Origin of the sequence: Rhodopseudomonas sp. AAP120 (genome assembly GCF_001295845.1) — a bacterium.
Classification (GTDB): Bacteria; Pseudomonadota; Alphaproteobacteria; order Rhizobiales; family Xanthobacteraceae; genus Rhodopseudomonas.
The window spans coordinates 1-4,353 of the sequence record NZ_LJIC01000049.1; the positions used below are offsets into that span (position 1 = coordinate 1).

Consider the following 4,353-nt stretch of genomic DNA (forward strand, 5'->3'; position numbering starts at 1 on the left):
GAGGAAGCGCCTCGCTGAGGCGCCTTACAGCCCGAGCACCGCCTTGGTGATGATGTTGCGCTGGATCTCGTTCGAGCCGCCGTAGATCGACACCTTGCGGTTGTTGAAGTAGCTCGGCGCGATCTGCGCGGTCCAATCCATCGTCTCGTTCGAGTCGTCGTCGCCGTGCACATCGTAGGGCGCGGCGAACGGGCCGATCACTTCCATCAACAGTTCGGTGGTGGCCTGCTGGATCTCGGAGCCCTTGATCTTCAGCACCGACGACGCCGGGTTCGGCTTGCCCTTGCCGTGCTTGCCTTCGTCGGCGACGACGCGCAGCTGCGTCAGTTCAAGCGCCTTCAGCTCAATCTCGACCGCCGCCAGCTTCTCGCGGAACTTGATGTCCTCGATCACCGGCTTGCCGCCGGCTTCGACCTTGGAGGCGAGGTCCTTGATGCGGCGGATGCGCTCCTTCGACATGCCGACGCGGGCGATGCCGGTGCGCTCGTTGCCGAGCAGGAACTTGGCGTAGTCCCAGCCCTTGTTCTCTTCACCGACGAGATTTTCGAGCGGCACTTCGACGTCGTCGAAGAACACCTCGTTGACCTCGGCGCCGCCGTCGATGGTCTGGATCGGCCGCACGGTGATGCCCTTGGTCTTCATGTCGACCAGGATGAAGGAGATGCCTTCTTGCTTCTTCGCCGTCGGATTGGTGCGGCACAGGCAGAAGATCCAGTCGGCGTATTGCGCCAGCGTGGTCCAGGTCTTCTGGCCGTTGATGACCCACTTGTCGCCCTTGCGCTCGGCCTTGGTCTTGAGCGAGGCGAGGTCCGATCCCGAGCCCGGCTCGGAGAAGCCCTGGCACCACCAATCCTCGACGCTGGCGATGCGCGGCAGGAAGCGCTTCTTCTGCTCTTCGCTGCCGAAGGTGTAGATCACCGGGTCGACCATCGACACGCCGAAGGCGAGCGGCTGCGGCGCCGGCGCGGCCTGCAGCTCCTCGTTGAAGATGTAGTGCTGCACGCTGCTCCAGCCCGTGCCGCCATATTCCTTCGGCCAGTGCGTCACGCCCCAGCCCTTCTTGTGGAGGATGCGATACCACTCCACCATGTCGTCCTTCGACGGATGCCGGCCCTCGACCAGCTTCTGGCGGGTCTTCGGCGGCACGTTGTCCTTGAAGAACTGCCGCACCTCGTCGCGAAACGCGATTTCTTCCTTGGTGAAATTCAGATCCATCGGATCCTCCTTGGGTCGAATTAGCTATCAAACTATCCCCGTCATTCCGGGGCGCGAGCGCAGCTCGCGAGCCCGGAATCCATACTCACCGCCAGGGGTTATGGATTCCGGGCCTGCGCCCCAAGAGGGGCGCATCCCGGAATGACAAACTCTTTTGTTACTGCACGATCTCGAACAGGCCCGCCGAGCCCATGCCGCCGCCGACGCACATGGTGACGACTGCGTATTTGGCGTTGCGGCGGCGGCCTTCGATCAGCGCGTGGCCGGCGAGGCGTGCGCCCGACATGCCGTAGGGGTGGCCGACCGAGATCGCGCCGCCGTTGACGTTGAGCTTCTCCGGATCGATGCCGAGCTTGTCGCGGCAGTACAGCACCTGCACGGCGAACGCTTCGTTGAGCTCCCACAGGCCGATGTCGTCGACGCTGAGGCCATGGCGCTTGAGCAGGCGCGGCACCGCGAACACCGGGCCGATGCCCATCTCGTCCGGCTCGCAGCCGTAGGAGACCATGCCGCGGAAGATGCCGAGCGGCTTGAGGCCCTTCGCGGCCGCGGTCTTGTCGCTCATGATCACGGTGGCGGAAGCGCCGTCGGACAGCTGGCTGGCGTTGCCGGCGGTGATGGTGAAGCCCTCGCCGCGCACCGCCTTCAGGCCGGCAAGACCTTCAGCGGTCGTTTCCGGCCGCGGACCTTCATCCTGCGACAGCGTGATGTCCTTGAACGACACGGCGCCGGTGGCCTTGTCGACGACGCCCATCTTGGTCGCGATCGGCGCGATCTCGTCCTTGAACTTGCCGCCCTGCTGCGCGGCCGCGGTGCGGCGCTGGCTTTCCAGCGCGTACTCGTCCTGCGCCTCGCGCGAGATGTTGTAGCGCTTCGCCACCGTCTCGGCGGTGTCGAGCATCGCCATGTAGACGTCGCCCTTCAGCGCTTCCAGCGCCGGATCGACGGCGTGGAAGGTGTTCATCTTGTCGTTCTGCACCAGCGAGATTGACTCGCCGCCGCCACCGACTGCGATCTCGACGCCGTCGAAGATCACCGAACGAGCGGCCAGCGCCATCGCCTGCAGGCCGGAAGCGCACTGCCGGTCGATCGTGGTGCCGGCGGTGGTCACCGGCAGGCCGGCGCGCAGCAGCGCCTTGCGGGCGATGTTGCCGCCGGTGGCGCCCTGCTGCAGCGCGGCGCCCATCACCACGTCTTCGACTTCCTTCGGATCGATGCCGGCGCGCTTGACGGCGTGCTCGATGGCGTGGCCGAGCAGCGTGGCGCCCTCGGTGGCGTTGAGAGCGCCGCGATACGCCTTGCCGATCGGCGTGCGCGCGGTGGAAACGATGACGGCCTCGGTCATGAGCGGGCTCCTGTTGGTTTAAGCTTGGGCTTTGAGGTGGGGAGAAATCTGACTGCGTAGTTCGTGTCGCGACAGTTTGCCGACGGGGGTGCGCGGCAACTCGTCGACGAATTCGACGGCGGCCGGCAGCTCGTGCTTGCCGAGCTTGCCGGTGAGGAACGCGCGCAGCTCTTCGATCGTGAACGGCGACGCGCCGTCGCGCAGCTTCACGAACGCCTTCGCGGCTTCGCCGCGATAATCGTCCGGGATGCCGATCACGATCACTTCCTGCACGGCGGGATGCTCATAGATCGCCTGTTCGATCATCTGCGGATAGACGTTGAAACCGCCGGAGATGATCATGTCCTTCTTGCGGTCGACCAGGAAGAAATAGCCGTCGCTGTCCATATAGCCGATATCGCCGGTGAGAAAACGGTCACCCACGAAGGATTCCGCGGTTTCCTCCGGCCGGTTCCAATAGCCCTTGGTGACGTTCGGCCCGCGGACGCGGATCTCGCCGACTTCGCCCGGCGGCAGCACCTTGGTGGCATCCTGCAGCGACACCACGTCCATCTCGATGCCCGGCAGCATCAGGCCGATCGAGCCCGGCTTGTCCGGCCCGACCGGCGGATGGCCGGTGCCGGGCGAGCAGGTCTCGGTCATGCCCCAGCCGCTCTTCAGCTGCAGGCCGGTCTTGCGTTCGAACAGCCGCGCGACCTCGACCGGCAGCGGCGCGCCGCCGGAGCCGGCCGTCACCAGCGACGACAGATCGCGGCTCTCGAGCGACGGATCGTTGGCGAGCGCGATCCACATCGTCGGCACGCCGGGGAACGCGGTGGCGCGTTTCTTCTCGATGTCGTCGAAGATCGCCGCGACATCGAAGCGCTGATGCAGCGACAGCAGCTCGCCGCGCTTCAGCCCGCGGGTCAGGATCACCGTCAGCGCGTAGATGTGGAACAGCGGCAGCACGCAGATTACCCGCGACTGCCCGTCGGGCGCGTCGCGCACCACACGCCACAGATCGAAGATCGACACCGCGGCGGTGAGGTTCGCATGCGTCAGCATCGCGCCCTTGGGCAAACCTGTCGTGCCACCGGTGTATTGCAGCAGCGCGATGTCGTGTTTGTCGATCGCCGGCCAGGCGGCGGGCGGCTGCGCGTCCTTGACGAAATCGGCGTAGCGGATCACGCGCGGATCGTCCGGCAACGGCGCCAGCTGAGCCATCGACGGACCCCACGCCGCGTCGGAGCAGACGATCAGCCGATCGAGCAAGCCCTTGGCGAGAAATTTCTCGGCCATCGGCAGCAGCGCGGCGGATTCGGTGGTGATCAGCACGCGCGCGCCGGAATCGCTGAGCTTGTGCGACAGCGCGCGCTCGCCGTCGAGCGGTGACAGATGCACGACGCGGGCGCCGGCCTTCAGCGTGCCGAAGAAGTTGATCGGATGGTCCGGCGTGTTACCGAGGAACAGCGCCACCGAGGCGCCCGGTCCGTAACCGGCTGCGAGCAGCGCCGCGGCGGCGGTGTCGGCGTGGTTTTGCAGCTGGGTGTAGCTGATCTGGCGATCGCGAAATTCCAGCGCCGGACGATCGGTGTAGTCCTTTGCCGCCTGCGCCAGCAGATCCGGCAACGTCCCCGTCGCGATTTCCGCATCCCAGCGAAGGCCGGGCGGATAGTACTGCTCACCGGGATGGGTCATGCACCAACCATTCTGCTAACTCAGGATTGTTCCGAAGCGAGGCGAGCGTAGCTCCCCTCCCCCTTGCGGGGAGGGGTCGGGGGTGGGGGTCCACGACGGAAGCCTGTCCGTGTGGC

General features: G+C 65.9%; 3 protein-coding genes. All 3 read right to left on the reverse strand.

The annotated features are described in order from the left end of the window. Positions 1-24 precede the first annotated feature (24 nt). Positions 25-1,215, reverse strand: a complete 1,191-nt coding sequence (pimC, locus tag IP86_RS08930) for a pimeloyl-CoA dehydrogenase large subunit (RefSeq protein WP_054162171.1) — start codon at positions 1,213-1,215, stop codon at positions 25-27. Positions 1,216-1,372: 157 nt separating this feature from the next. Beyond that, positions 1,373-2,560 (reverse strand): acetyl-CoA C-acyltransferase, encoded by a 1,188-nt coding sequence (locus tag IP86_RS08935; RefSeq protein ID WP_054162172.1) that lies wholly within the window; start codon positions 2,558-2,560, stop codon positions 1,373-1,375. 18 nt (positions 2,561-2,578) lie between these two features. After that, positions 2,579-4,237, reverse strand: a complete 1,659-nt coding sequence (gene pimA, locus IP86_RS08940) for a dicarboxylate--CoA ligase PimA (RefSeq protein WP_054162173.1) — start codon at positions 4,235-4,237, stop codon at positions 2,579-2,581. Between the last annotated feature and the right edge of the window lie 116 nt (positions 4,238-4,353).

What these genes read in the sequence shown, in the direction of transcription:
- pimA (WP_054162173.1), bottom strand. Translation starts at nt 4,237, where the DNA reads ATGACCCATCCCGGTGAGCAGTACTATCCGCCCGGCCTTCGCTGGGAT.
- pimC (WP_054162171.1), bottom strand. Translation starts at nt 1,215, where the DNA reads ATGGATCTGAATTTCACCAAGGAAGAAATCGCGTTTCGCGACGAGGTG.
- IP86_RS08935 (WP_054162172.1), bottom strand. Translation starts at nt 2,560, where the DNA reads ATGACCGAGGCCGTCATCGTTTCCACCGCGCGCACGCCGATCGGCAAG.